The sequence below is a fragment of the Pseudomonas syringae group sp. 247E2 genome, from assembly GCF_032587795.1.
In the GTDB taxonomy this organism is placed as follows: Bacteria; Pseudomonadota; Gammaproteobacteria; order Pseudomonadales; family Pseudomonadaceae; genus Aquipseudomonas; species Aquipseudomonas amygdali.
Genome location: NZ_JAWHPK010000024.1, coordinates 1 through 26548, shown reverse-complemented (window position 1 = coordinate 26548; position 26548 = coordinate 1). Strand labels below are relative to the sequence as shown.

Here is a 26548-nt window from a genome sequence, read left to right as displayed (position 1 = left end):
CCATGGCCCGCGTAACCGTTGAAGACTGCCTAGAACACGTGGATAACCGCTTTGAGCTGGTCATGCTCTCTACCAAGCGTGCCCGTCAACTGGCAACCGGCGGCAAAGAACCAAAGCTGGCCTGGGAAAATGACAAGCCTACCGTTATGGCACTGCGTGAAATCGCGGCTGGCCTGATGGATTACGCTGTAATCGCAGAAGCCGAAATCGTTGAAGATGAACCATTGTTCGCAGCGTTCGAGGACGAGTCCAACGAGGCCGTCTAAGCCTATGCCAGGTCGACGTAGTACGGCGCAGGGTAAAAGCCATTGGCAAGGGGTAGCGCCTTGCCGAGCATAGACGCCCTCGCCGAAAGACTGTCGGCCTACCTCGGCAAGGACCAGGTCAACCTGGTGCGCCGAGCGTATTTCTATGCCGAACAAGCCCACGATGGCCAGCGCCGTCGCAGTGGTGAAGCCTACGTCACGCATCCTCTTGCGGTGGCGAACATTCTTGCAGACATGCACATGGACCATCAGAGCCTGATGGCTGCGATGCTGCATGACGTTATCGAAGACACCGGGATTGCCAAGGAAGCGCTCAGCGCGCAGTTTGGCGAGACTGTCGCGGAACTGGTCGACGGGGTCAGCAAACTGACCCAGATGAACTTCGAGACCAAGGCCGAAGCCCAGGCGGAGAACTTCCAGAAAATGGCCATGGCCATGGCGCGCGACATTCGCGTGATCCTGGTCAAACTCGCCGATCGCCTGCACAACATGCGCACGCTGGAAGTGCTGTCGGGCGAAAAGCGTCGGCGCATCGCCAAGGAAACCCTCGAAATCTATGCACCCATCGCCAATCGACTGGGTATGCACAGTGTGCGCATTGAATTCGAAGACCTCGGTTTCAAGGCGATGTACCCGATGCGCTCCTCGCGAATCAACCAGGCGGTCAAGCGCGCCAGGGGCAATCGCAAGGAACTGGTCAACAAGATCGAAGAGTCCCTTAGTCATTGCCTGGCCGTTGACGGCATCGAAGGGGACGTGAGCGGGCGGCAGAAGCATCTTTATGGCATCTACAAGAAGATGCGCGGCAAGCGTCGCGCCTTCAACGAGATCATGGATGTCTACGCATTCCGCATCATCGTCGACAAGGTCGATACCTGTTATCGCGTACTTGGCGCTGTACATAATTTGTATAAGCCGCTGCCCGGCCGCTTCAAGGACTACATCGCGATCCCCAAGGCCAACGGCTACCAGTCCCTGCATACGACCTTGTTCGGTATGCATGGCGTACCGATCGAAATCCAGATTCGCACCCGCGAAATGGAAGAGATGGCCAACAACGGCATCGCTGCACACTGGCTGTACAAATCCAGCGACGACGAGCAGCCAAAAGGCACTCATGCCCGTGCCCGGCAGTGGGTCAAGGGCGTGCTGGAAATGCAGCAGCGTGCGGGCAACTCTCTGGAGTTCATTGAAAGCGTCAAGATCGACCTATTCCCGGACGAGGTTTACGTTTTCACGCCCAAAGGCCGGATCATGGAGCTGCCCAAAGGCTCCACGGCGGTGGATTTCGCCTATGCGGTACACACCGACGTCGGCAATAGCTGCATCGCCTGCCGGATCAACCGCCGGCTGGCGCCGCTGTCCGAACCGCTGCAAAGCGGCTCGACCGTCGAGATTGTCAGTGCGCCCGGCGCACGTCCGAACCCGGCATGGCTGAACTTCGTCGTCACCGGCAAGGCGCGTACGCATATTCGTCACGCGCTCAAACTGCAACGCCGCTCCGAGTCGATCAACCTCGGCGAGCGCCTGCTGAACAAGGTGCTCAACGGCTTTGAATGCAGCCTCGACAAGATCACCCAGGAACGCATTCAGCTGGTGCTCAACGAATACCGGGTTGAAGTGCTGGAAGACCTGCTCGAAGACATCGGGCTGGGCAATCGCATGGCCTATGTCGTCGCCCGCCGTCTGCTGGGCGAGGGTGAGCAGTTGCCAAGCCCTGAAGGTCCGCTGGCGATTCGCGGTACCGAAGGCCTGGTGCTCAGCTACGCCAAATGCTGCACGCCAATCCCCGGCGACCCTATTGTCGGCCACCTGTCTGCAGGCAAGGGAATGGTTGTGCATCTGGATAACTGTCGCAACATCAGTGAAATCCGTCACAACCCGGAAAAATGCATCCAGTTGTCCTGGGCCAAGGACGTGACTGGCGAATTCAACGTCGAATTGCGTGTCGAACTCGAACATCAGCGCGGCCTGATCGCCCTGCTGGCCAGCAGCGTCAACGCGGCCGACGGCAATATCGAAAAAATCAGCATGGACGAACGCGATGGTCGCATCAGCGTGGTCCAACTGGTGGTCAGCGTGCACGACCGTGTGCATCTGGCTCGTGTGATCAAGAAACTGCGCGCCCTGACCGGTGTCACACGCATCACCCGGATGCGCGCGTAGGCCATCCCATCATCAGGAGTTCTCATGACCAAGACTGTCATCACCAGCGATAAAGCCCCTGCGGCAATCGGCCCGTACTCTCAGGCCATTAAAGCTGGCAATACCGTCTACATGTCCGGACAGATCCCGCTGGACCCGAGCAGCATGGAGCTGGTCGAAGGCATCGAAGCACAGATTACCCAGGTCTTCGAAAACCTGAAGTCTGTTGCCGAAGCGGCGGGCGGTTCCTTCAAGGACATCGTCAAACTGAACATCTTTCTGACCGATCTGGGCCACTTCGCCAAGGTCAACGAGATCATGGGTACCTATTTCACCCAGCCTTATCCGGCTCGCGCAGCCATCGGCGTTGCGGCATTGCCGCGCGGCGCGCAGGTTGAAATGGACGCGATTCTCGTCATCGAATAATCCCCCGACGGAGCGTGCCTTGCGCTCCGTTCTCCCTGAAGGAAGGAATCCGTTATGCGCTCCGCGCTCGCCATCTCGCTGCTCGCCGTCATTCTGGGCGGCTGCGCCAGCCACGCCGACCGCAATCCGGACGGCACCTGGATCAACCAGACCGCCATCGACGCCGCCGTCAAACAAGGCAACCTGCGTCAAGCCCTGCTCGCCAACGGCCCCAATCTGGAGTGGAAAATCAACTCCAAAGCCAATCAGGCCATCTATTCCAATGGTTTCGAGCTGGGTGAAGGCAAGATTGTCAGCGCCGCTGAAGGAAAGTTGCACATCGACTTCTACGGCAACTTCTTCGAAGACCTGAGCGTGAAAGGTGATGAGCTGGTTCAAGCTGCCAGCGAGTCAGGTCCTGAGCAGCACTTTCAGAAGCCCGAGAACCCGGCACCGGAAGGCGCTCAGCCTGGCACCAGTTTCGAGAAAGCCTTGTATGGTGCCTACATGGGCGGCAAATGGACCATCGTAGAAGGCGACGGCCAAGGCAGCACCGTGCAATTCATGCCTGACGGCAGTGTGCAGGGGCTTCCCGAAAACGATCGCTACGCACTATGCCTGGCGGGCGATTGCGCAGCCATGAGCGGCGAATACGACAGCATGTGGCTGGAGAAAGCCGAAAAAGGCAACCCGTGGATCTTTGCTCGCAAAGGCAAGCAGCTGGAGATATTCCAGGCTATGAACAATGCCGGTGCTGACCAGATGCCCGAGTTGCGTCCAGGCCCACGTCGCTGGTTGCTCGAACAGCAGTAAGCAACTCAAGCCTCGGGAGCGCCCTTCAAGGCGCTCCTGACTGCGACGTTTCTACCCCAACAAAGCCGCATAGCCAGCCCGATAATCCGGGTACATTGGCGTCCATCCCAGTGCGCGCGCCCTGGCATTGCTGCAACGCTTGCTGCCCACGCGCTGCACGCTGACCTCCTCCGACCATTCGGTCACCCCCAGATATTCACGTATCCACGCCACCACATCGGCCAGCGCGGCCGGATCGTCGTCAACGCCCAGATAGCAGCTCTCCAGTGCCACACCTCGTTGATCCGCCTGCAGCAGATGCTCCAGCAAGCTGGCGGCATCGTCGGCATGAATGCGATTGGCATAGACCGGCGGATCAATTCTGACACTGTGCCCCTGACGCACACGGTTCGACAGGTCACTGCGTCCGGGTCCGTAGATACCGGTCAGCCTCACCGCCGTGGCTGGCAGTCCGCTGTTCAGCGCGAGCTGCTCGGCTTCCAGCATCACAGTACCGGTGTAGTTGGCCGGTTCGGTGACGGAGTCTTCATCAACCCACTCCCCGTTCTGCTGACCGTACACACCGCTGCTTGAGACAAAGATCAACCGCTTTGGACGCTGCCCGGTCTGCTCAAGCCAACTCAATACATTGCGCAAGCCCTCGACATAGGCCATCCGGTAACCCGCCTCGTCACGCTGCGAAGGAGTTGCGCAATACACCATATAGTCCAGTGCCGCAGCGGGCCACAGGGCAGGCTTGCGGGTATCGAACAAATCGCCCGCCACACCGTGAACACCGGCAGGCAGCTCGGAAACAGTGCGCCGCAGCCCATGCACGGTCCAGCCGTGAGGCAGCAGGCGGCTAGCGAGTCGCGAACCGATGTCGCCACAGCCGGCGATTAGAAGCGAAGGGGCAGTCATTCGGTATCTCCATAACAGGTGGCGTCAGCGCCGTACAAAATGATCATCGACAGGCGAAAATTCGGGCGAATATGTAAAAAAGATACTGTATTACTTTTGTTAACAAGAACGATTTGCAATAATGGCAGCCCATTTGTTCCCCGTGAGCGTCGAGAGCACTGAACGACGCACTGGAACCATCCCCTATTTTTCTCTCAGGTCCGGCCAGCATGACACGCATTCAATCAATCGCTTCGCCTACCCGGATGCCTCGCCTGCCTCGTGCATGGCGCGGTGTCGCAGCCCTCGTCTTGAGCCTGATGTTCGTACCTATGGCGCTTGCAGATCAATCGGCACCTACTGCTGCACCTGCAGCCTCTGCCGCACCCGCGGCGACAGCTCCTGTCGCGCCTGATGCCGCTGCCCCGGTGCAGGCTCTGGAGCCTGCAGCCGAAGACAACAGCCTGGGCATGGCACATGACCTGTCGCCATGGGGCATGTACCAGAACGCCGACGTCGTGGTCAAAGCGGTCATGATCGGTCTGGCCATCGCATCGATCATTACGTGGACCATCTGGATCTCCAAGGGTTTCGAACTGCTGGGTGCCAAACGCCGGTTGCGTGGTGAAATCGTCAACCTGAAAAAAGCCCGCTCCCTGAACGAAGCGAGCTCGACCGCCAGCAAGGAAGGCACCCTCGCCCACCTGCTGGTGCATGACGCTCTTGAAGAGATGCGCCTGTCGGCCAACAGCCGTGAGCGCGAAGGGATCAAGGAACGTGTCAGCTTCCGCCTCGAGCGCCTGGTCGCAGCCTGCGGCCGCAACATGAGCATGGGCACCGGCGTACTGGCGACCATCGGCTCTACCGCACCGTTCGTGGGTTTGTTCGGTACGGTATGGGGCATCATGAACAGCTTCATCGGCATCGCCAAGACCCAGACCACCAACCTCGCTGTCGTGGCACCGGGTATCGCCGAGGCCCTGCTGGCCACGGCACTGGGTCTGGTTGCCGCAATTCCTGCGGTAGTGATCTACAACGTGTTCGCCCGCTCCATCGCCGGTTACAAGGCTCAGGTTTCAGATGCTTCGGCGCACGTTCTGCTGCTGGTCAGCCGCGACCTGGATCATCTGCCAGAACCGACCGAGCGCAATCAACAACAACCGCACATGGTCAAGGTGGGCTAACACGTGGGCCTGCATCTTAACGAAGGCGGCGATGACCTCGCCGAGAACCATGAAATCAACGTGACGCCGTTCATCGACGTCATGCTGGTGCTGCTGATCATCTTCATGGTGGCTGCACCGTTGGCGACCGTGGACATCAAGGTCGACCTGCCGGCATCCACTGCCACGCCACAGCCCAGGCCCGAGAAGCCGATCTTCCTCAGCGTCAAGACCGACAAGAGCCTGTATCTGGGTGAAGAGAAGGTTGCCCGCGAGCAGATCGGTCAGGTGCTGGACGCCCGGACCAAGGGCAAGAAGGACACCACGATCTTCTTCCAGGCCGACAAGGGCGTGGATTACGGCGATCTGATGGAAGTCATGAACACGCTTAGGGGTGCGGGTTACCTCAAGGTTGGTCTGGTGGGTCTTGAGACGGCTGGTAAGAAATGATCAGTACGCGCCAAAAACTGACGCGCTATAGCGGTAGTCTGTTGTTGGTGCTGGCCGTGCACGCTATCGCGATCATCATCGCCGTTCGCTGGCCCGCCTCTCAGGCAATTGAGCTACCGCCAGCGGCCATGATGGTCGAGCTTGCGCCTCTGCCTGAGCCCGCACCGCCGCCACCACCAAAAGTCGTTCAGCCACCTCCGCCGCCAGCCCCTGAAGAACCAGAGCCCATGCCGGAAGTCGCGCAAGCGCCGAAGCCGGAAATCGTGGTGCCCAAAAAGGTTGAAAAGCCCAAGCCAAAACCGCAGCCGCCAAAGCCGCAGAAGAAGCCTGAGCCACCTCAGGAAAAACCTGCTGACGAAAAACCGGTCGACACGCCGCCTACGACTGCCAAACCGGAAAAAGCAGCTGCTCCGAAGCCCGCTCCTGCGCCTGCGCCGCCCAGCAATGCGCTGCCAAGCTGGCAGGGTGACCTGTTAAGTCATCTGGGCAAGTACAAGAAGTATCCCGAGGATGCGCGTCGTCGTGGCATGCAGGGTGTTGCACGCCTGCGCTTCGTTGTCGATGCTGACGGCAACGTGCTGTCTTACTCGATTGCCAATAGTTCAGGCAGCCCGGCGCTGGATCGAGCGACCATGGAAATGATCCGTCGCGCTCAGCCACTGCCCAAGCCGCCCAAGGAAATCCTCAACAACGGCACCATTGAAATCCTCGCACCGTTCGTTTATTCACTGGATAAACGCTGAATTGTACTTTTGTTACTTGTGAGTGCTTCTGATAACGTGCGTCTATCGATCGCACCCGCTATGCTGGGGTCGCAACTTCATGGACGCACGTTATGACTCTTACAGAATTACGCTACATCGTCACGCTTGCCCAGGAGCAGCACTTTGGCCATGCGGCTGAGCGCTGCCACGTCAGCCAGCCAACGCTGTCGGTGGGCGTCAAGAAACTAGAAGACGAACTCGGTGTGCTCATTTTCGAGCGCAGCAAGAGCGCCGTGCGCCTGACACCGGTCGGTGAAGGCATCGTTGCGCAAGCGCAGAAAGTGCTGGAGCAGGCTCAAGGTATTCGTGAGCTGGCCCAGGCAGGCAAGAATCAGCTGACCGCGCCGCTGAAAGTCGGCGCTATTTATACCGTCGGCCCTTACCTGTTCCCTCACCTGATTCCACAACTGCACCGGGTTGCGCCGCAGATGCCGTTGTACATCGAAGAGAACTTCACGCATGTGCTGCGCGACAAGCTGCGCAACGGTGAGCTGGATGCCGTCATCATTGCCTTGCCGTTCAACGAAGCCGACGTGCTGACCCTGCCACTTTACGACGAGCCGTTCTCCGTCCTGATGCCGGCCGATCACCCATGGACTCAGAAAGAGACCATCGACGCCTCGGCACTCAACGACAAGAGCCTGTTACTGCTGGGCGAAGGTCACTGCTTCCGTGATCAGGTTCTGGAAGCCTGCCCTACCCTGGGCAAAGGCAATGAAGGCGCCAAGCACACGACAGTAGAATCCAGCTCGCTGGAAACCATTCGGCACATGGTCGCTTCCGGGCTGGGTATTTCGATCCTGCCGCTTTCGGCCGTTGACAGCCACCACTACGCGCCCGGCGTGATCGAAGTCCGCCCGCTGACGCCGCCTGTGCCTTTCCGCACAGTCGCCATCGCCTGGCGCGCAAGCTTCCCGAGACCCAAAGCCATCGAAATTCTCGCTGACTCTGCTCGCCTGTGCTCGGTGGCACGTCCGAAAACAGTCGCAAGTTAGGCAGAAAAGAAATGAGCGAGCTTTCCAGGGTCTCGGTCACGGCGCTCAAGGGCGTCGGTGAAGCGATGGCAGAAAAGCTGGCCAGGGTCGGGCTGGAAACTCTGCAGGACGTGCTGTTCCATCTGCCGTTGCGTTACCAGGACCGGACCCGCGTCGTACCGATTGGCGCATTGCGCCCTGGCCAGGATGCCGTGATCGAAGGCGTGGTCAGCGGCGCCGATGTGGTAATGGGCAAACGCCGCAGCTTGCTGGTACGGCTTGGCGACGGCACAGGTGTCGTCAGCCTGCGCTTCTACCACTTCAGCAACGCGCAGAAAGAAAGCATGAAGCGTGGCACGCACCTGCGCTGCTTCGGCGAAGCGCGTCCCGGTGCTTCCGGCCTGGAAATCTATCACCCGGAATATCGAGCGATCACCGGTGATGAGCCCGCGCCCGTCGAACAGACCCTCACGCCGATCTATCCCACGACCGAAGGCCTCACCCAGCAGCGCCTGCGTCAGTTGTGTCAGCAAAGTCTGGCGATGCTCGGCCCCAAAAGCCTGCCGGACTGGCTGCCGGATGAGCTGGCCCGCGACTATCAGCTGGCCCCGCTGGATGATGCGATCCGCTATCTGCATCACCCGCCCGCCGATGCCGATGTGGAGGAGCTGGCCCTCGGGCATCACTGGGCGCAGCACCGGCTGGCTTTCGAGGAATTGCTTACCCACCAGCTTTCCCAGCAGCGCCTGCGCGAAAGTCTGCGTTCACAGCGCGCACCGGCGTTGCCTGTTGCGAAAAAACTGCCGAAACAATTTCTCGCCAACCTCGGCTTCGCGCCCACGGGTGCCCAGCAGCGGGTCGGCAAGGAAGTTGCCTACGACCTGAGCCAGCCTGAGCCGATGCTGCGGTTGATCCAGGGTGACGTTGGTTCGGGCAAGACCGTGGTCGCCGCTCTGGCTGCCTTGCAAGCGCTGGAAGCAGGTTATCAAGTGGCGCTGATGGCCCCCACCGAGATTCTCGCCGAGCAGCACTACATCAACTTCCAGCGCTGGTTAGAGCCGCTGGGCGTTGGCGTGGCCTGGCTGGCGGGCAAGCTCAAGGGCAAGGCGCGCGCGACGTCCCTGGAGCAGATCGCCAGTGGCACCCCTATGGTAGTGGGCACCCATGCGCTGTTTCAGGACGAAGTGCAGTTCAAGAACCTCGCGCTGGTGATCATCGACGAGCAGCACCGGTTCGGTGTTCAGCAACGTTTGGCGCTGCGTAAAAAGGGCGTCGGCGGCCTGATGTGTCCGCATCAATTGATCATGACCGCCACACCGATTCCACGCACGCTGGCGATGAGCGCCTACGCCGATCTGGACACGTCGATTCTGGACGAACTACCGCCCGGAAGGACACCGGTCAATACCGTGCTGGTTGCCGACAGCCGCCGCCTGGAAGTCGTGGAACGTGTGCGCGCAGCTTGCGCCGAAGGTCGCCAGGCCTATTGGGTGTGCACGCTGATCGAAGAATCCGAAGAGCTGACCTGCAAAGCAGCTGAAACCACCTACGAAGAACTGAGCAGTGCCTTGGGTGAGGTTCGCGTCGGGTTGATACACGGGCGCATGAAGCCCGCAGAAAAGGCCGCGATCATGGCCGAATTCAAGCAGGGTGCGCTGCAATTGCTGGTGGCAACTACAGTGATCGAAGTTGGGGTCGACGTGCCGAACTCCAGCCTGATGATCATCGAAAACCCCGAGCGCCTCGGTCTGGCTCAATTGCACCAGTTGCGCGGGCGCGTCGGTCGCGGCAGTGCGGTCAGCCATTGTGTGCTGCTCTACCACCCGCCGCTTTCACAGATCGGACGGCAGCGGCTGGGCATCATGCGCGAAACCAACGACGGCTTTGTCATCGCCGAAAAGGACCTTGAACTGCGTGGTCCCGGTGAAATGCTGGGAACCCGACAAACGGGCCTTCTGCAATTCAAGGTCGCCGACCTTATGCGTGACGCAGACCTGCTACCGGCCGTACGCGACGCGGCTCAGGCCCTGTTGGAGCGCTGGCCCCAACATGTCAGCCCACTGCTCGACAGATGGCTGCGTCATGGCCAGCAGTATGGCCAGGTGTGATGCAGGCTACGCTTTGAACACCACGTGCGACCGAAAACGAATAACGTGGTTATACTTCAAAAAATGTAGGAATTTGGACATAGCTCATGACAGAAGTCGCCCACGTCAATGATCCGCAGCATGCGCCGTCGGTAATCCGGCAGTTGCTTGAAAAATTGGCTATCCGCTACAACGAAGTCATGGACAACAAAAGCTTGCCCCCGGCGCGCAAGGTTCAGGCTGTGCTGGTCGAGGACGCTGTCGGTGCGCTGCTTATCCTGTTCCCGCAGAGCCAGTTGCTCGACCTCAGCCGAATCACCGAGCTGACCGGGCGCCAGTTGACCGCTGTGCCGCATGATCGTTTGCAGCGCATGCTCACCAAGCACAACCTGCAAGTGCTGCCGGGGCTCCCGGCACTGACCAGCTCACCGTGCCTTTACGATGATCGCCTGCTGCAAGAGCCGACACTGCTGGTGGGCTCGGGCGAAAAGGGCCTGTTGCTGGAAATCAGCAGTGACGACTTCAAAGGCATGCTGAGCAAGGCCAGCGCCGCGCACTTCGGCCAGTCGGTCGCAGCCATCCGTCCGAACCTGGATCGTCCTGACGACGATCCGGCAGAAATCACCCAGGCCATGCATGTTTTCACGGCGCGTCGCATCCAGCAGCGTCTGGAAGCGACCCTGGAAATACCACCACTGGCCGGAACTGCACAGAAAATCATCAAGCTGCGGGTCGACCCCGATGCGACCATCGATGACATCACCGGCGTAGTCGAAACCGACCCTGCGCTGGCGGCACAGGTCGTGAGCTGGGCGGCATCGCCCTATTACGCGTCGACCGGCAAGATCCGCTCGGTAGAAGATGCAATCGTCCGCGTGCTGGGCTTTGATCTGGTGATCAACCTTGCACTGGGCCTCGCTCTGGGCAAAACCCTGAGTCTGCCCAAGGACCAGCCGCAACAGACTACGCCGTATTGGCAGCAATCCATCTATACAGCTGCCGTCATCGAAGGTCTGACCCGCGCCATTCCCCGCGCCAGTCGCCCGGAAGCTGGCCTGAGCTACCTCGCCGGTTTGCTGCACAACTTCGGCTACCTGCTGCTGGCCCATGTGTTTCCGCCACACTTCACCCTGATTTGCCGCCAGCTGGAGGTTAACCCGCATCTGCACCATAGCTTTATTGAGCAGCACCTGCTGGGTATCAGCCGCGAGCAGATCGGGGCCTGGCTGATGCGCTATTGGGACATGCCGGATGAACTCGCCATCGCGCTGCGCTTCCAGCACGACCCCCACTACAAGGGCGAACATCACGTCTACGCCAACCTGGTTTATCTGGCCGTACGTCTGTTGCGGGTGAACGGCATCGGTGCCGGGCCAGAGCAAGAGATTCCTGACGAGTTGTTCGAACGCTTGGGCCTGTCCCGCGAAAAAGCCAACGAGTCAGTGAAAAAAGTGCTGGAGGCCGAGGTACTTCTGCGCGAACTGGCTTCGCAGTTCAGCAAGTAATGCGCTGATGCAATGTGCGAACAGTGCCTAAGGCTCTGGCTCAGGCACTATTTATCTCCTCAAACCTCAGAAAGGCTCGCCCTCTACCCCTGGCAGGTGCTCATCCAGGCGTAGCCAGGGAAGCCGGTTCTCTATCCAGATGTGTCGTGCGGGCGTTGCCAGCTCCGGTTGGTCAAGTGTCGCAATGGTGACGTCGATCTCGTCCGGGCTGTTGCGCGTGAACAACGCCAGGTGAGCGCCGCACTTGCCGCAGAAATAGCGTACGCAGCTGGGTGAGGAGTCATACGCACAGGGGCTGCCTGTCAGCCACGTGAACGAAGCCAGCGGCACACTTATCCAGGTTACAACCGTTGCACCCGAGGTGCGTCGACAGATGGAGCAATGACAGTGAGCGATGTCCCGCAACGGCGCATCGAACAGGTAACGCAGCCCGCCGCAATGGCAGCCACCCGAGTGTATCTCGCTCATCCATGCTTCTCCTTCATGCCCATAATCCGTGTGACAATAAAATTTCCACAATAGCTGATTGAAAGGTCGGTGAAAGCTTGGCCAATTAGCATCGCCTCACTTCCGGCAAAAAGACCGGCTAGCCAGGAACGGATTCCAACGTGTTTCAGGCCCAATTAACAACAATAATGGTGATTCCGATGCTTGCTGACTTCTCGTTCCACACCCTCCTTGCGCCTCCACTCCACGTACCGATCTGCTGAGCTGACTCGTTCATTTCACGTTCTGTAGCCGTATTACGTCTGGAGTATTCCCATGCTGACTTTCCTTGGCTTTGCCATGGTTATTGCGTTCATGTACCTGATCATGAGCAAGCGCCTGACTGCGCTGATCGCCCTGATTCTGGTTCCAATCATCTTCGCCCTGTTCGGTGGCTTCGCGGCCCAGATCGGCCCGATGATGCTGGCAGGTATCACCAAGCTGGCGCCGACCGGCGTGATGCTGATGTTCGCCATCCTTTATTTTGCGCTGATGATCGACTCCGGCCTGTTCGACCCGGCCGTGCGCAAGATCCTGAAAATGGTCAAGGGCGACCCGATGCGCATTTCGGTCGGCACCGCCGTGCTGGCGCTGGTGGTGTCCCTCGACGGTGACGGCGCGACCACCTACATGATCTGCGTCGCCGCCATGCTGCCGCTGTACAGCCGCGTCGGCATGAGCCCGCGCATCATGGCCGGCCTGATCATTCTGGCGGGTGGCGTGATGAACATGACCCCGTGGGGTGGCCCGACCGCTCGTGCGGCCAGTGCCCTGCATGTCGATGCATCCGACATTTTCGTACCGATGATCCCGGCAATGCTGGCTGGCGTGGTTGCGATCCTGGCAATTGCCTACTTCTACGGCAAACGCGAACGCGCTCGTCTGGGTGAACTGCACCTTAAGGGTGATGAAGTCGATCACAGCGAAATCAGCGTCTCGCAATTCCCGGATGCACGTCGTCCAAAGCTGATCTGGTTCAACGGCGCGCTGACCTTCGCACTGATGGTTGCCCTGATCATGGGCCTGCTGCCGCTGCCGGTACTTTTCATGATCGCGTTCAGTATCGCGATGATCATCAACTACCCGAACCTGCAGGACCAGAAGGACCGCGTATCAGCCCACGCAGGTAGTGTTCTGGCAGTGGTCGGCCTGATCTTCGCCGCAGGTATCTTTACCGGCATTCTGTCTGGCACCGGTATGGTCGACGCCATGTCGAAAAGCCTGCTGGCAGTGATCCCGGATGCGCTCGGCCCGTACCTCGCCGTGATCACCGCGCTGGTGAGCATGCCGTTCACCTTCTTCATGTCCAACGACGCGTTCTACTACGGCGTACTGCCAGTGCTCTCCGAAGCCGCTGCCCACTACGGCATCAGCCCGGTTGAAATGGCCCGCGCCTCCATCGTCGGTCAGCCGGTCCACTTGCTCAGTCCTCTTGTGCCATCGACCTACCTGCTGGTTGCCCTGGCCGGTATCGAGTTCGGCGACCATCAGCGCTTCACCCTGAAATGGGCGATTCTGGTGTGCATGTGCATCCTGGTTGCCGCGCTGCTGATGGGGATCTTCCCGTTCTATAGCAGCATGTAAGCTTCTTTAGCTGTCCCAAAACTCGCCGTCGACTTGATCGTTGACGGCGAGTTTTTGCGTTTGGGCGGTCAATTAGTTGAGGGCCGATACTGCAACGCCTCGGCCAGATGACTGATCTCGCGGTTGATTCTGATTACACTTCTGACGGGTGTAAAAGGCCCGCCGAGGATCGCAGGCCCGGCGCATCGATTGTCATTAGCCCATTTCTATACTTGCCGAGGGATAGCCCATTCAGTTGGCAGACAGCGTTGACATTCAAACTAAACAATGAAATCATAGATGGCGCGTATGGAAAGCGCAAATAATTATAAATATCTAAAGGAATAGCATGCTTTATACCCTGCGTTCTCATTTGCACTCCCCTCAATTCAAGTGGCCCTCGAAAGTATCTCTTATACTGTCGGGCTCTGTGCGTCTCTCTTTCAACGATTATTATCATTCCGCCACCGGGGCGGATTAATTTTCGACTGACTGAAATTTACTCACTATACAAACTCTCTACCGCATAGCGTTCTGCTATTTGTACGGTCGTGCACGCTACGTTTCTGTCGCAGAAACGTACGGCAACCGGTATTGAAAAAATATCAATACCGCCGCGTATAAACCACGGCAGAGGCCCAATGCGTTATTCCCTATGCGTTAATTTATTGGTCGGTTCGACCATGAAAGGTAGTGTATGAAGACTGTCGTAATGATCGGTGGCCATGATGAAACTTTTATGCATTATGATGGCTTGGGTTTTGACTTTACCGTGCTGCAATTGCCGGACTCGGTAGGTCCTAACCTCACCGCACTCACAGACAAAATTCATCTTGTCAGCGATTTCTCCGAAGCCACCGTACTCGGCAAAATCGATGAAATCCTTAAAAAGCAGACAGTCGATTTCATTTTTTCGTTCACCGAAGACGGACTGCTGGCAGCGGCACGAGCGAGCCAGCATTATGCTATTCCCGGCATGGACTTTGACGCATGCGAAGTCTGCATAAACAAGGCGCTGATGCGCACCAGGCTGGAAAATACAGAGTTTGCGGTCCATAGCGCAATCTGCAGAACACGCGCTGACGTTGAGCATTTTTTCAATTACCGCAATGGCCCGATTGTCCTGAAAGACCCCACAGGCTCCGGGAGCGAAAACGTATTCATCATCAAAGATGCCACGTCTTTGCAGAGCACGCTGGAGGGGTTTTCTCAGGAAAATTTCGTTATGTTGGCGGAGGAGTTTCTGAACGGTCGAGAGGTCAGTGTCGAAACGTTGACCATCGACTCACAACATCGTGTTCTTGCCGTCACCAACAAGCGACTGTACGAGACCTCCCTGGCGGAAGAGCAGCACATCATCTCGCCAGATAATCTGGAGGCCGCGGTGTTCGAGCAGTTAGCCGGCTATTGCGAGCGGTTGTTGACTGCCCTCAATCATACACACGGCCCCTGCCATATTGAGGTGACCATCGCGGATGGACAGTTTCATCTCATAGAGGTCAATAACCGGGTCGGCGGCGATTATATTGGCTTGCTGGTTGAACTGACTACAGGCGTTGACCTGTTCAGGGAGACTTTGCAGTTCCATAGCTGTGCGGTGGATAAAAACAGTTTCGAACAGCCGGCCCGTTACATGTTCGCGGGCTCTCATCTTTTTTATGAGCCGCTGGACACTGCACTTCTTAATGATGTTTTACAGGAAGTGGATATCATCAGGTTGATCATGGGCGAAGCCAATCCGCCATTGAACAGATCGCACACCAATGATGACAAGGTCGGCATGGTGGTCATCGCTAGTCATGACCGGGAAAAGTTCTATGCCGCCATCGAACGTCTCAACACACTGAGTTCCGCCAACTAAGTTTATTACGCAAAGGAATAGCAGATATGGAAGTCATCTCTCGTAACGATATCGAGACCCTCAACAGCGTAATGGTTGATGGCGCCTTGCACGATTTAGGCGTTGTGAAGATATTCTCCCAGCACCCTGCGCTGGCTGAATTCATCCCGTCCAACAGTGAGCTTGCTATCAGTTGGGTCCGGCTCGAAAAGGATCAGGAACTGTCGGTTCATCAGCATCCCGAAGCAAGCCTGATACTGATTTGTGATGGTTCGGGGGAAACGTTGGGGGCGACCGAGCGTGCGATAGAAGCGGGTGACATGGTTTTAGTGCCACCTCATGCCCTGCATGGCTTCAAAGGCACCCAAAATGGTTTTTGGGCACTTTCCATTCAGTTCAATGGCAAGGCCCTGTACGAAGACACGTCGCGACCGAGCGTCGTCTTCAAATCACAGGAATCCGATACCGCGAAGCCTGCCGATGTGCTGTTACGAGACAATCAGGCTTACCTGGATAGCTTCAAGAATAGTCGGCTGTTGTCGCTCATCAATTCGCCATCCATTGATCAACCGCAAGTGCGCGAAAAACTCCTCGACTGCCTGCAGACCTGGTCAGATATGTTTCAGGATTTGCTGCATATCCGAGTGGCGATGACGCTTGATCAGGCTCACAAAAAAATTGCTCTTGAGCACTTGATAGAAGAGCTGGGTCATAACAATAACCTGCGTCTTCAGCGCAACACCAACCCTTCCCCGGTTTCGGATGCAGCCTTTCATTCCACTATGGAATGGTTCAGGCACCAGATGCTTTATAAAAGCGATATGGTCAAGACGCTCTTGATGCACGTCGTACTGGAAGGCAGCGGTGAAATTTTCCACAGCGAAGCCGCTCGGGTATTCGCTGGCATGCCGCACTTTCAGGAACATGGCGAAGACGATGGTCATCACGTCAGTATGGGCATAGCGCTGCTGAACGACGCGTCGCCAAGAGAAGTCGAGGATTTACGCGTAGCGTTAAGTGAAGGCTGGGAGATGATCACACTGCTTTGCGATCGATTTGCCGATATTGCCTGTCAAGACTCACTGGGACGTGAGACCGTCACGGATCTTCAATCTGTGCCGGTATATAACTGATTCCTATGAAGATTGCAGAAGTCTTGAAAACCGTCCTTTGCTTCCGTACGCCTGAAGGAGCTCGAGGAGCGCATTTGGTCCACGCCTACCGCTGGCAACGCTGGTGCAAGGCCGCGATCGATGATGCAAGTAGAGCCGGAAACAGACGGCTTCATATCGAGATTTTTGCAGCCCTCAAACGGGATGTCATGTTAGCGCTGGTTGCAATCGGGGTGCATACTGCGGCGGCTTTTGGTGCCGCAGTCACCTTGAAATCATTGCTGATCCAACTGATGCGGGCTGACTCGTCCGTGCTCTCGAATATTACCCAAGGCACCACCTGTCTTCTGCTGATTTACTGTGCCTGGCTGGCGCTCAACCACACTTTCTTTCTGGCTGAGCTAGTCGGCGTAGGCAGTCGCTCCTATGTGGAACAAAGGGTATTAATCAAAAGGACTGTTGCGCAAAACGGCATCTTTGCGCTCAGCCTGACAACGTTGCTCGACCGAGAGGCCGCGCGTGTCGAATCCTCATGGTCAGGATTGATTACGATAGCGCTTGCGCTGGCAACGGTGCTTTTCACCTCCGCTTTTTTCTTTCTTGCTCTGGGCGCTAGCGGGGTGGCTGCCCTTGCGGTCATCGCTGGCAGTTCAATGATCGTGTTCTGGGTTGCTCAACGACTGGGCGCAACCTATGAACAGTTATCGTTGAGTGCGACTCAGCGCATAGAGGTGGGGGTATTCGCAACGAAAAATCGGCGTCAAGCCTGGCTGAAGAACTGGAATGCCGAACTGATCCGTGACTACGCCGCCAAACGAAACCTCGAAGAGGGCTCCTTGAAAAAAGCTGCTCGCCTGGTCGCGGCCATTAGTCTGATCTCGACCATGACGCCGATTACCGCACTTTTAAGCTCGGCGCTGCTACAACTAATCTATCTGGGCCAAGTCGATACACCAGGGGTGCTGGCCGCCATCGCGTTGATTGGGGGACTGAAGTCAGTCGCCAATAATATTCCAGACATTGTGCAAAGTATTTCCCAAGGCTTTGTAGGCCACCGTCATATCGAGCAATACCTTGACGCCCCTGGGCCCGTTAACCCCCCTTGCGCAACATCAATACCGCCCTCCACGAAGGCAAAGCATATTGCCATTGTCGGCGCCGCAGGCAGTGGCAAGACATCTATGCTGAGAAACTGTGCGCAACGCTTTCCCGGGGCTGACGATCAGGCGATTTTCATTCCGGACGAACCGTGGATATTCGCTGGCGGTCTTGGCGAAAATCTGAGTATCTATCGGCGTGAATTTTCAGACGAAGAGGTACAGGAGGCGATTGCGCTCGCACGCCTGCCCGGGGACTTTTATCTCGACTACATCAGAGAGCGGGATTGCGGCGCAATCAAGCAATGGGACGTTTCCAGAGGCCAGGGAAAACGAATAGAACTGGTCCGCGCCCTAGTGGCACGCACAGACTGGATCTACATCGACCAACCGACCTCAGGGCTGGATGACGCGCTGGCTGCGGGATTGTTGAGAACACTGCTGGACGGCCCATGGCGTGATACAAACGTAATGTTCGTCACGGATAAGCCGGAGGAAAGAGACACTGCCGAAGAAATCTGGACTGTTTCTGGCGGTAGGATTATCGACATAAAAACTCACCACGCTTGCGCTTCTTCGCGACCTCTCGCTTCACCGGTGGCAAGCTCTTTCTCTGCGTCCTCGCCGCCAAAGGCAGTACACAGTAAAAATGATTCGACAGAACAGCCTGAGCGGGTTTCCAGATCAATCACCAGCAGCCTGATAGCGTTCGGCACGGGCGCCATCACGTTGGTCGCATTCACCCTGATGGCACTCAAAGAAGTGCTCACTATTGCAGGCGACTACCTGATCGCTAGCGGTTATCTGGGTACGCATCTGAATGCATCTTTGCTCGGGCTGGCCGGCGTTTTGCTAGTGAGTGCTTTGCTGTCGATTTCCGGGGCGTTGGTCACGGCGAAGAAATGTATTGAGGCGGCGTCTGCACACTGCAATCGATACCTTTCTTATTTAATGAACCCGGGCCTTGATGAGCGTCTGACCCAGAAAATCAATCACGACAGCCAAAACAAGCTGACATGGGATCAGCGGCGCGTCGATGAAGTATTGCCCGTTCTGTTGCTGGAAACCATCGGCGCGGCAACCTTGCTGTCGGTCACGGCAGGGTATGTTGTGCTGAATAACATTTACGTACTGTTTCCGTTTGTTTTCATCAGCCTGTGTTATTGGCGGGGAGCACGACGCTCCGGCGAGTTGCTAAAAAAATCCAACACTCGGGAAATCGACACCACCGCCCTATTGTTCACACGCATTCAAGCACTGAGTTGGGACGGCGGTCGATTTGAAAGCATGGCCAGAAACTCCAGCATCCTGAACTGGTTGAGCGGCAACCTGGCCGCTCGAGCGTTTGCTTCTCTGGATAATGCTGCGATGCGTCGTTGGTATAGCTACAAACTGGATTTGATGGGTGTTTTCTTTCTTTCCGGCATCGTGGCATCAACCCTTTACTTTCACGCCATCGGCGTAGCCACGATGGCGAACGTTCTGGCTGTGAGTCTTTCATACAGCCTGATTGCGATTTTCGCGCGCTTGGGAAGGTGCGTGGTGGAGTTGCGACAAGTCCTCGACAGTGCCGATCGCCTGGTCGTGGCTGGCCTCTTGCCAACGGCAGCGCCGAGATGCCAATACGTTCAAAATGGTGCGCCATTGGTATCGTTTTCAAACGTCACATTCGTTAACCCTCACAGCGGAATAACGGTGCTAGAAGATTTCGACCATGCGTTTCACGAGAATGATGTCGTGGTGATCATGGGGGCAAGCGGTGTCGGTAAATCAACCTTCGCCAGTCTGGTAGTGGGCAGCCTGCTGCCAAGTCAAGGTCAGGTATCGACGCTGGGTGGCACTATCGGGTATCTGACACGGCCACATGCCGAAGACGTTCAGTTATTGACCTCCAGCCCGATATTCAAGCCGGGACCGCTGTTTGAACATTTCAATAGCACGTCTCAGGAAGAACTTTATCAGCAGGCCTCTTATCTGGGCCTCTCGAGCATTATCGAGCGCCTGCCGGAGGGCTTCAATCAAGAGGTTGCCTGGAGTGGTGACGTTAACCTGAGCAAGTCAGAGCTTCAACGACTTGCGCTGCTTGATTTGACCATCAATGCACCGTCCATCGCCATCCTCGACGAGGCCACCTCCGAGCTGGACAGCGTCGAAGAACTTCAGCTCATCAGGAAGTTGATGGCAGCCCTGCCAAAAACCTTGTTTTTCATCATTACTCATAACGCTGAGCTTTCTGCGCTGGGAAACAGAAACTTTACCTTCAACTCTGAAAAGCGATTGGTTGAAAAAACGATATAAGCCTATTCTCACACATTGTTATACAAGGATCGTAAGTATGGAGTTGCCTGCGCAGCGGGAGGCGTTTTGCATCAGTTATGGCGTCTCTAACCCACAGCTGCCCTTGAGCGGTATTGCCCACTGGGAGTCAATGCTCAAAGGGCTTGCGGAGCAAGACGGTATCCTGCATGAAGAGCAGGCCTATGTCGCACCCGGCTTCTTTTATATGCCTGTTACTGCGCAGCCGGACCCACCGTTCCTGAAGCAATTGATACGTCAGGCACATACAGCCGACTGGCTGTTGGTTCCCTCCCTGAAGAAAACCGATCACTCGCTGCGCCAGCAATATGAAACAGACATAATAGTGGTTCCCTTCATGCAGGTTGCCTATCTGCATGTTGACGGAGAACTTGACGCTTGTTTGCTGACTGCCATGGGCAGAAAAGCATACAAGGAGATGGTACGTCTTACCCGAAGGACTGAAGAACTGTGCCATACGCGACTCTATCGCTTGGACGAACTGGTTGAAAACAATCAAGTATTGGAAGCGTTTTCAACACTGCAGTCGTTAAACGTGGACAAATACCAGCACGTGAGGAACCTGTACGCTCTTGAAACACTGCAGGCACTGGCACGCTCAACTGAAGGTCCAAAATACTATATAAAAATGAATTATGAAAAATTGAATAATGTCGCTGTCTACGGTTCCCTAAGCTACGCTGATCAGCAACAGGGCGTTTTCTCTCAGCTGGTGCAAGGTCAAGACCGCAGCCAGGTACCCCCCGGGCTCAACTTGTACGTCAGCGATTACTATCAACTTTATAAAGTGGCTGATGAGCTTGGATTCAAGACAAGCTGTCTTGGCCGCGGCGCCATCGATATGAAAAAACGAATGGGTGCCAACCGGGTAGTCGACCTGGACAACTGGCTGATTCCTGTCAGAACGAATCGGCAAAAACAAATGCATGCATTTTCAGTCAGAGCATACGGTTAATAAGGAATTTTCGTGTCTTTCTTTGATCTCAATCGGCAACTTGATAGCCAGCACATAATAGAGAATGGTATCTCGATTATGGACTACTCGACATCGACCTTCGATTTGGCTGGTACACTTCAAAAAACGCTCGTCGGCCGCTATAAGCTCAGGGCTAACTTCCCGCTGGACAAGATTCACGAATGCCTCGAACACGAAGAAATCCAACGCCACCGAAAAGAGTCTGGCCACTGGTATGACCCGTTACAAACGCTGGGTGAGCCAATGATCAATGAATACTACACGTTTGTGAATGGGCTCAGTCAGCGTCTGGGTTTCGACTTTGTGTTCGAACATAACCCGCTGGTGCGCTACCACATTCCCACGACACTGGATGACCGTTACAGACTACCGGACGGCGAGTTGTTTACTCACCACTCGGATACCTTACTGGGCGACTATTTCCAGCAAATCAATATATGGTTACCGTTCTGCGACGTTAAAAATACCGCAGCACTCAGCGTTTGCTCGAAGCGTGCCAGTCTGCGCGCTCTAAAAACGTTCGCCCATGAGCAGAGTTATAGCTACGACGAATATAAGGACAGTCGAATCGATTTCTTTGATTATGCAAAGCAACGTCCGCAGTTCATATCGGACCTCAGGATGGATGCCATGCCGACCAACCTTCGCTACGGCCAGTGCCTGATGTTTGATCCACGTGTACTGCACGGGACGGCAGAGAACTCGGAGAATGTAACGCGTGTGAGCATGGATTTCAGGATTATCCCGGTGGATGATTACGAGTCCATCATCAAGGAACTCCAGCTTCAAGGGGGTCGCCCTAATAGCTACGAAGGCGAAGGTTTGATCAAGGGCGAGTTCTACAACGCATTGACTGCACGTGAAGTCGTCAGCCGCTGATTCCTCTGCACTGTCATAACACCTCAATAATTAACCCGAGAACGGATCATGACGACGACAATCGCGTGGCTGGACGGCCAGTACCTCGAGATAGACAAAGTATCTTTTTCACCCGTCACTCACTCGCTTTCTTATGCGTCATCAGTTTACGAGGGTATGCGCAGTTACGGCTCAAGCATTTTCAAATGCGAGGAGCACTTGCAACGTCTGCAACGGTCAGCGCAGGTATTCAAACACGAAGTTAATTACAGCAACGCCATGCTGGCGGAAGCCTGTCATGAACTACTGAGGCGAAATGAACTTATAGACGCTTACATTAAAATCGTCGTGTTCTATGACGATGTCGACGTCAGTTTTATGGGCCGAAACTGTCGCAGCAAAGTGGTAATATTTGTCCTTCCATTCGCCCCCAAATCCGCGACCACACCTTACCGGCTGACGATAGCCAATTGGCGTCGAGCCCCTGCTGCTTGTCATCCCTACCAAGCAAAAACCTCATCTACCTATGCGCTCAGTTTTTTGAGTTTTCGTGACAAGGGCGAGTGTTTCGACGACGTGCTGTTTCTTTCTACGATGGACACGGTCTGTGAGTCCAGCGGCTCGAACGTCTTTTTTGTGAAAGAAAACCTACTCATCACGCCGACCACTGACATGGCATTGGCGGGAATAACGCGCCAGGTTGTCATCGACGAGCTGTCTCAGTTACTGAACTTGCAAGTTGTGCAGCGGGATATTTCAAGCTTGGAGCTGAACCAGTTTGACGGTGCCTTTCTGTGCGGTACCGCTATGGAGATCACAGAGGTCAGTTGTATTGATGACGTCATCTACAAGAAAAATTCATGGGTCGAGTTATTGGCTACCGCGTATAAAAAAATGGTGATGAGCGCGTCGGGTTGACCCACACAGAAGCGAGTGCGCCCCTGTTGTTTATCCATGGTGGACTTACATTCTGCCGAGTCAATTATTCGAAGGCCGATATTGCAACGCCTCGGCCAGATGACTGCGGCTGATCGCGTCCACTTGCTCCAGATCCGCCAACGTCCGTGCCACTTTCAGCAGTCGATGCGCCGAACGTAATGAGAGGGTCAGACGCTCGCAGGCCGTCTCCAGCCAGCGTTCATCGACACTGGACAGCGCGCAGTGCTCGCGCAGCCCCGGCAGGTCGAGAAACGCATTGGCACAGCCCTGACGACGTTGCTGCCGTTCTCTGGCCTGCGCAACCACCGCTGCCGCGCTTGCAGTGTTCTCACTGGTGGTCGGGTCGGGGTTGAGGGCTGTGGCTTCGCGGGCAACGGTCAGGTGCAGATCGATCCGGTCCAGCAGCGGGCCGGACAGCTTGTTGCGATATCGCTGCACCTGCTCGGTGGAGCAACGGCAGCGCCCGGTCGGCTCACCAAGATATCCACAGGGACACGGGTTCATCGCTGCCACCAGTTGGAACCGCGCCGGAAAGCGCACGCGATCCCGCGCACGGGAAATCACGATATGCCCGGACTCCAGTGGTTCGCGTAAAACCTCCAGCACGCGGCGATCGAACTCCGGCAGTTCATCAAGAAATAAAACGCCGTGATGCGCCAACGTGATCTCGCCAGGTTGCGGACGACTGCCACCGCCCACCAATGCAGGCCCGGACGCCGAGTGATGTGGCTGCCGAAACGGCCGCTGCGGCCAGCTGGTCAGCGGCACCTGACTGGCGACCGACTGAATCGCCGCCACCTCCAGCGCTTCGTGCTCGTCCAGCGGTGGCAACAAACCCGGCAGGCGGCTGGCGAGCAGCGTCTTGCCGGTGCCGGGTGGCCCACTGAACAGCAGGTTGTGCGCACCCGCAGCGGCAATCACCAACGCACGCTTCGCGGCGGTCTGGCCCTGCACTTCGCTAAGGTCCGGGTACGGCTTGGGCTGATGCAGCAGGCCGCTGGACTGATACGGCGCAATCACCGTGCGCCCGTTGAAATGCGCGACCAGCTCCAGCAAGTGACTCACCGCAATCACCCGCAGCCCCGACGCCAGACACGCTTCCTCAGCGTTCACCGCAGGAATGATCAGCGTCCGCTCCGCCGCACGTGCCGCCAGCGCAGCAGGCAGCACCCCCTGAATCGGCCGAATCGCCCCCGACAGCGCCAGCTCGCCGAGGCATTCAACATCCTGCAACGCAACCAGCGGCACCTGCCCGCTGGCAGCCAGCAAACCCAGCGCAATCGCCAGATCGAACCGCCCGCCATCCTTGGGCAAATCAGCCGGCGCAAGGTTGAGCGTGATCCGCCGCGCCGGAAAATCCAGCCCGGAGTTGAGAATGGCACTGCGCACCCGGTCCTTGCTCTCCTTGACCGCCCCCTCCGGCAGCCCCACTAGCGTCAGGGCCGGCAGGCCGTTGGCCAGATGCGCTTCAACAGTAACCGCCGGGGCTTCCACCCCGACCTGGGCACGACTATGGACGATAGCCAGCGACATGGATCATTCCTTGATATGAGCGATGGGCGGGTATCGTGCTTTATTTGTGGGATGGGGGTGAGGGGGGAATGGATACAGGGTGTGAGTGGGAAACCAGGCTAGCGCCTAAGGTCCGATGTCATTCCGTTAAGCTTTCAGTACCTGAAAGTCGAGTCTCTTGCGCTGAAGTGCTGCTATTCACGCGTCATCTCATTCATATCCGTTTCATACTTCCAACCATCTCATCCCAGAAGCGCAATGCCTCTTGGTCACTCTTAAACCCGACCCCTTTATCGAGGGTGCTCAGTTCCAGGACTGTATAAGGTTCCATACTTGATTCAGGCGTGCCGGGATACTCAAGCCGGAAAGCGTAAAGGGTTCTGCCGTAAGCCCTTGTCTTCAACAACAGTTCCTCAAACGGCAGCCCTGCAACCGTCCGCTTCGACTTTCTCAACACGCTTGTACTGGATAGCACGTTGCTTAGCACGCTGGCTATTCCTCCTGACGTGCGCTGTTCATAACGCGCGATCAAGCCGGGCTCCGGTTGACCGATCCGCTGCGTATCGAAGGTCAGATGAATGCCCGGCACGGATGACACTGGCAGACCAATAGATACCTGCTCTTCAAATGTATCGACGGGCAGGTTCATATACCCCGCTTCAAGCGCAAAGGTGTTGCTGGGTGGGCGCTCAGTAGGATTACGATCATGGATTAACGTATTCAACTCTTTGGCGAGAGCGATGACCTGGTTCAGGGCGTTCAGCGGGATCCCCTCCACAACCTGCCGGTACAAGGTATTGTTTGCCGTCATGTAGTAAATATCAAAGTCGTAAGACGTGGACCTGGACACAACGACGGCCCCACCGCCGTCCAATGGCACAGTCTGCTCGTAGGCAGGGTACCCAACCTTATGCAAATTTTTTATTTTACTGATGACACTTGGAAGACGGGTCTCCAGGTCCCGTTTCCCATCATGACTGATGTGCTCGATCTCTTGACCGACCACCTTATAGGCGGACCAGATGTCTGCCCCGTCGGTAGGCACCTGCAGCGTGTACCGGCCAAAATAGAAAGACGTTTTTTCTGCAGGCCTATCGCTTGCTGCCTCTGCGCTGCCGGTCAATAAAGCCAGGATCAAAATGTGTGTTGCCTGCAGTAATCTGATTTTTTTCAACACTGAAGTCCTGTTGGAAGTTTCACCAGACTGAATGGGGATGCGCAAATTCAAGTAGGCATCGGATGTTAAGCACGCGATTGTACCAACACCAACATATCTTTATTGTCGGTTACTCACTGCCCGCAAGCTCCTGCTAAATGTGCAGTCGCTTGCCGCGTAAGGGCGAGGCGAGACATTGATTACGCAACGCTCACAATTGGCAACGCCCAATGTGCCTGTTTGCCATAAGACAAGAACTATGGCGTGAGGAATGGCAAGGGCTATCTGATTGATTTCGGCGTTATTATACAGGCGAAGCTGGCCATGCAACCCGCCCATTGAACCATCGACGTTTTAGACCCCAGCCGATACCAAGCACCGAGCAGGAGCATTGATATGAGCATCCGCCTTGCCCTTCCCAAGGACTCGCTGCAGATAGCGACGATTCATCTGGAGTCATGGAGAAGTGCCTATGAGGGCATCATTCCCTCTGCCTATATCAATCGGATAACGCTTGAGGCGAGGCTGTCCCATTGGACCAAGGAGATCGCTTCAGGCGAATCGGACCTGTACGTCAAAGTCGACAGGTTAGATCGGGTTTTGGGCTGGATGGCAACGGGGGCTGACAGGGAACATCCCGAAGACCGCTGCGTCGCGGAAATACAGGCCATCTATGTCAGCCCAATGCACACACGCCAGGGTATTGGGCGAGAGCTGTTCGACCATGTGATGCCTCTCTTTCAATCCGCTGGCCGCACCAGAGTTGTCGTCTGGGTGCTGGAGAGCAATGCCCCTGCCATCGATTTCTACCATCAGCGAGGGTTCGCAAACGAGCCGATCAAAACCAAGACGATCGAACGAGACAATGCCAGGCTGGTCGAGATCAAACTTGAACAGCTCATCACGACACCGCCCTCAACGGGGCCCTGCTCACCTTAGCTAAACCTGCCCCTCAATAAACACTCCGCTATCGCCGTCATGCAACGTATCGGATGCGCAGACTTTTGCGCATCCAAAGTCCGGGTGACACAGGCAGCGCTTTATATTCAAAGCGCCGCAACACACATGAAAGAATTCGCACGTATGCGCAGAAGCTTGCGCGCTTTTTAGCGGTTTCTTGATTAAATATTGACCAATCACTTCGTAGAAAATCTTTATCTATCTGTTTTTATTAGATAAAAATCTTCTCGGCATGCATCTTGGAATGTACTTCTGCATACAGCGGGCGAAATTGCCCGTTTC

General features: G+C 56.3%; 22 protein-coding genes. 18 read left to right on the top strand and 4 right to left on the bottom strand.

All coding sequences use genetic code 11. The annotated features are described in order from the left end of the window. Positions 1-2 precede the first annotated feature (2 nt). Genes rpoZ through RYC18_RS20175 form a run of 4 tightly spaced genes read left to right on the top strand, consistent with a single transcriptional unit; the run spans position 3 to position 3629 of the window. Positions 3-266, top strand: coding sequence for a DNA-directed RNA polymerase subunit omega (gene rpoZ, locus RYC18_RS20190; RefSeq protein ID WP_002551500.1), 264 nt, complete (start codon positions 3-5; stop codon positions 264-266). Positions 267-326: 60 nt separating this feature from the next. Continuing rightward, entirely contained in the window at positions 327-2432 is a 2106-nt protein-coding gene (spoT, locus tag RYC18_RS20185) for a bifunctional GTP diphosphokinase/guanosine-3',5'-bis pyrophosphate 3'-pyrophosphohydrolase (RefSeq protein ID WP_004655368.1), read from the top strand. A gap of 24 nt (positions 2433-2456) precedes the next feature. After that, the gene (locus RYC18_RS20180; protein ID WP_004655371.1) at positions 2457-2837 is read left to right on the top strand and encodes a RidA family protein; all 381 of its coding nucleotides are present in this window, start codon (positions 2457-2459) and stop codon (positions 2835-2837) included. A 54-nt stretch (positions 2838-2891) separates the two neighbouring features. Further along, positions 2892-3629 (top strand): hypothetical protein, encoded by a 738-nt coding sequence (locus RYC18_RS20175; protein ID WP_004655373.1) that lies wholly within the window; start codon positions 2892-2894, stop codon positions 3627-3629. A gap of 51 nt (positions 3630-3680) precedes the next feature. On the opposite strand, the gene RYC18_RS20170 is transcribed toward RYC18_RS20175, so the two are convergent. After that, positions 3681-4529: an SDR family oxidoreductase gene (locus RYC18_RS20170; protein ID WP_005744854.1), complete on the bottom strand. Its 849-nt coding sequence runs from the start codon at positions 4527-4529 to the stop codon at positions 3681-3683. Between the two features lie 209 nt (positions 4530-4738). Here RYC18_RS20170 and exbB point away from each other — a divergent pair, with 209 nt between their 5' ends. From exbB to RYC18_RS20140, 6 genes are all read left to right on the top strand, one after another. After that, entirely contained in the window at positions 4739-5692 is a 954-nt protein-coding gene (gene exbB / locus RYC18_RS20165; protein WP_046835111.1) for a tonB-system energizer ExbB, read from the top strand. Between the two features lie 3 nt (positions 5693-5695). Further along, positions 5696-6121, top strand: coding sequence for a TonB system transport protein ExbD (gene exbD / locus RYC18_RS20160; RefSeq protein ID WP_002551495.1), 426 nt, complete (start codon positions 5696-5698; stop codon positions 6119-6121). Then, on the top strand, positions 6118-6864 hold the full coding sequence (locus tag RYC18_RS20155; protein WP_005731616.1) for an energy transducer TonB: 747 nt from the start codon (positions 6118-6120) through the stop codon (positions 6862-6864). The genes exbD and RYC18_RS20155 overlap by 4 nt, the downstream gene beginning before the upstream one ends. Positions 6865-6956: 92 nt before the next feature. Next, positions 6957-7880 (top strand): hydrogen peroxide-inducible genes activator, encoded by a 924-nt coding sequence (locus tag RYC18_RS20150; RefSeq protein WP_002551493.1) that lies wholly within the window; start codon positions 6957-6959, stop codon positions 7878-7880. An 11-nt stretch (positions 7881-7891) separates the two neighbouring features. Next, positions 7892-9967 carry an ATP-dependent DNA helicase RecG gene (gene recG / locus RYC18_RS20145; protein ID WP_005757521.1) on the top strand — a complete coding sequence of 692 codons (2076 nt, stop codon included), beginning with the start codon at positions 7892-7894 and terminating at the stop codon, positions 9965-9967. An 86-nt stretch (positions 9968-10053) separates the two neighbouring features. Next, positions 10054-11451, top strand: coding sequence for an aminoacyl-tRNA deacylase and HDOD domain-containing protein (locus RYC18_RS20140; RefSeq protein ID WP_316886655.1), 1398 nt, complete (start codon positions 10054-10056; stop codon positions 11449-11451). A 66-nt stretch (positions 11452-11517) separates the two neighbouring features. On the opposite strand, the gene RYC18_RS20135 is transcribed toward RYC18_RS20140, so the two are convergent. Further along, positions 11518-11919: a GFA family protein gene (locus RYC18_RS20135; protein WP_005744858.1), complete on the bottom strand. Its 402-nt coding sequence runs from the start codon at positions 11917-11919 to the stop codon at positions 11518-11520. A gap of 294 nt (positions 11920-12213) precedes the next feature. Here RYC18_RS20135 and RYC18_RS20130 point away from each other — a divergent pair, with 294 nt between their 5' ends. The 7 genes from RYC18_RS20130 (at position 12214) to RYC18_RS20100 (ending at position 22617) form a co-directional block, all read left to right on the top strand. Then, positions 12214-13521 (top strand): CitMHS family transporter, encoded by a 1308-nt coding sequence (locus RYC18_RS20130; protein ID WP_004655389.1) that lies wholly within the window; start codon positions 12214-12216, stop codon positions 13519-13521. 676 nt (positions 13522-14197) lie between these two features. Continuing rightward, the gene (locus RYC18_RS20125; RefSeq protein WP_316886654.1) at positions 14198-15361 is read left to right on the top strand and encodes an acetyl-CoA carboxylase biotin carboxylase subunit family protein; all 1164 of its coding nucleotides are present in this window, start codon (positions 14198-14200) and stop codon (positions 15359-15361) included. A gap of 26 nt (positions 15362-15387) precedes the next feature. Continuing rightward, complete coding sequence (locus RYC18_RS20120; RefSeq protein ID WP_057404322.1) at positions 15388-16473, top strand: cupin domain-containing protein; 1086 nt, start codon at positions 15388-15390, stop codon at positions 16471-16473. Between the two features lie 5 nt (positions 16474-16478). After that, positions 16479-19847, top strand: a complete 3369-nt coding sequence (locus RYC18_RS20115) for an ATP-binding cassette domain-containing protein (RefSeq protein ID WP_316886653.1) — start codon at positions 16479-16481, stop codon at positions 19845-19847. Positions 19848-19884: 37 nt separating this feature from the next. After that, on the top strand, positions 19885-20820 hold the full coding sequence (locus tag RYC18_RS20110; RefSeq protein WP_117140273.1) for a hypothetical protein: 936 nt from the start codon (positions 19885-19887) through the stop codon (positions 20818-20820). Positions 20821-20832: 12 nt separating this feature from the next. Beyond that, entirely contained in the window at positions 20833-21720 is an 888-nt protein-coding gene (locus tag RYC18_RS20105) for a hypothetical protein (protein WP_005778484.1), read from the top strand. Positions 21721-21768: 48 nt separating this feature from the next. Then, positions 21769-22617, top strand: coding sequence for an aminotransferase class IV (locus RYC18_RS20100; RefSeq protein WP_044295705.1), 849 nt, complete (start codon positions 21769-21771; stop codon positions 22615-22617). A 60-nt stretch (positions 22618-22677) separates the two neighbouring features. On the opposite strand, the gene RYC18_RS20095 is transcribed toward RYC18_RS20100, so the two are convergent. Beyond that, positions 22678-24171 carry a YifB family Mg chelatase-like AAA ATPase gene (locus tag RYC18_RS20095; RefSeq protein ID WP_316886652.1) on the bottom strand — a complete coding sequence of 498 codons (1494 nt, stop codon included), beginning with the start codon at positions 24169-24171 and terminating at the stop codon, positions 22678-22680. A gap of 193 nt (positions 24172-24364) precedes the next feature. Beyond that, positions 24365-25324: a T6SS immunity protein Tli4 family protein gene (locus RYC18_RS20090; protein WP_316886651.1), complete on the bottom strand. Its 960-nt coding sequence runs from the start codon at positions 25322-25324 to the stop codon at positions 24365-24367. A 378-nt stretch (positions 25325-25702) separates the two neighbouring features. Between RYC18_RS20090 and RYC18_RS20085 the strand changes: the two genes are divergently transcribed. Next, complete coding sequence (locus RYC18_RS20085; RefSeq protein WP_316886650.1) at positions 25703-26245, top strand: GNAT family N-acetyltransferase; 543 nt, start codon at positions 25703-25705, stop codon at positions 26243-26245. The last annotated feature ends 303 nt before the right edge of the window (positions 26246-26548 follow it).

Bases quoted from the DNA above. Each gene is read 5' to 3' on its own strand.
- RYC18_RS20180 (WP_004655371.1), top strand. From the start codon at position 2,457: ATGACCAAGACTGTCATCACCAGCGATAAAGCCCCTGCGGCAATCGGC.
- RYC18_RS20150 (WP_002551493.1), top strand. From the start codon at position 6,957: ATGACTCTTACAGAATTACGCTACATCGTCACGCTTGCCCAGGAGCAG.
- RYC18_RS20170 (WP_005744854.1), bottom strand. From the start codon at position 4,529: ATGACTGCCCCTTCGCTTCTAATCGCCGGCTGTGGCGACATCGGTTCG.
- RYC18_RS20130 (WP_004655389.1), top strand. From the start codon at position 12,214: ATGCTGACTTTCCTTGGCTTTGCCATGGTTATTGCGTTCATGTACCTG.
- exbB (WP_046835111.1), top strand. From the start codon at position 4,739: ATGACACGCATTCAATCAATCGCTTCGCCTACCCGGATGCCTCGCCTG.
- recG (WP_005757521.1), top strand. From the start codon at position 7,892: ATGAGCGAGCTTTCCAGGGTCTCGGTCACGGCGCTCAAGGGCGTCGGT.
- RYC18_RS20085 (WP_316886650.1), top strand. From the start codon at position 25,703: ATGAGCATCCGCCTTGCCCTTCCCAAGGACTCGCTGCAGATAGCGACG.
- RYC18_RS20140 (WP_316886655.1), top strand. From the start codon at position 10,054: ATGACAGAAGTCGCCCACGTCAATGATCCGCAGCATGCGCCGTCGGTA.
- rpoZ (WP_002551500.1), top strand. From the start codon at position 3: ATGGCCCGCGTAACCGTTGAAGACTGCCTAGAACACGTGGATAACCGC.
- RYC18_RS20125 (WP_316886654.1), top strand. From the start codon at position 14,198: ATGAAGACTGTCGTAATGATCGGTGGCCATGATGAAACTTTTATGCAT.
- RYC18_RS20155 (WP_005731616.1), top strand. From the start codon at position 6,118: ATGATCAGTACGCGCCAAAAACTGACGCGCTATAGCGGTAGTCTGTTG.
- RYC18_RS20100 (WP_044295705.1), top strand. From the start codon at position 21,769: ATGACGACGACAATCGCGTGGCTGGACGGCCAGTACCTCGAGATAGAC.
- RYC18_RS20175 (WP_004655373.1), top strand. From the start codon at position 2,892: ATGCGCTCCGCGCTCGCCATCTCGCTGCTCGCCGTCATTCTGGGCGGC.
- RYC18_RS20120 (WP_057404322.1), top strand. From the start codon at position 15,388: ATGGAAGTCATCTCTCGTAACGATATCGAGACCCTCAACAGCGTAATG.
- RYC18_RS20110 (WP_117140273.1), top strand. From the start codon at position 19,885: ATGGAGTTGCCTGCGCAGCGGGAGGCGTTTTGCATCAGTTATGGCGTC.
- RYC18_RS20095 (WP_316886652.1), bottom strand. From the start codon at position 24,171: ATGTCGCTGGCTATCGTCCATAGTCGTGCCCAGGTCGGGGTGGAAGCC.
- RYC18_RS20115 (WP_316886653.1), top strand. From the start codon at position 16,479: ATGAAGATTGCAGAAGTCTTGAAAACCGTCCTTTGCTTCCGTACGCCT.
- RYC18_RS20135 (WP_005744858.1), bottom strand. From the start codon at position 11,919: ATGAGCGAGATACACTCGGGTGGCTGCCATTGCGGCGGGCTGCGTTAC.